The sequence below is a fragment of the Pseudomonas sp. GW821-FHT07G06 genome, assembly GCF_058986625.1.
On record NZ_JBYSVW010000049.1, the window covers coordinates 1 to 560 of the forward strand.

At 49.8% G+C, this 560-nt stretch carries 1 rRNA gene; it reads left to right on the top strand.

Annotated features, from left to right (window positions below):
* Window positions 1-28: 28 nt before the first annotated feature.
* Window positions 29-560: ribosomal RNA gene (locus tag AC3WJW_RS30000) — 23S ribosomal RNA — on the top strand; the annotation flags it as partial.

Sequence of the window (560 nt, forward strand, 5' to 3'; positions counted from 1 at the left end):
AGTATAACCAGATTGCTTGGGGTTATATGGTCAAGTGAAGAAGCGCATACGGTGGATGCCTTGGCAGTCAGAGGCGATGAAAGACGTGGTAGCCTGCGAAAAGCTTCGGGGAGTCGGCAAACAGACTTTGATCCGGAGATGTCTGAATGGGGGAACCCAGCCATCATAAGATGGTTATCTTGTACTGAATACATAGGTGCAAGAGGCGAACCAGGGGAACTGAAACATCTAAGTACCCTGAGGAAAAGAAATCAACCGAGATTCCCTTAGTAGTGGCGAGCGAACGGGGACTAGCCCTTAAGTGGCTTTGAGATTAGCGGAACGCTCTGGAAAGTGCGGCCATAGTGGGTGATAGCCCTGTACGCGAAAATCTCTTAGTCATGAAATCGAGTAGGACGGAGCACGAGAAACTTTGTCTGAATATGGGGGGACCATCCTCCAAGGCTAAATACTACTGACTGACCGATAGTGAACTAGTACCGTGAGGGAAAGGCGAAAAGAACCCCGGAGAGGGGAGTGAAATAGATCCTGAAACCGTATGCGTACAAGCAGTGGGAGCC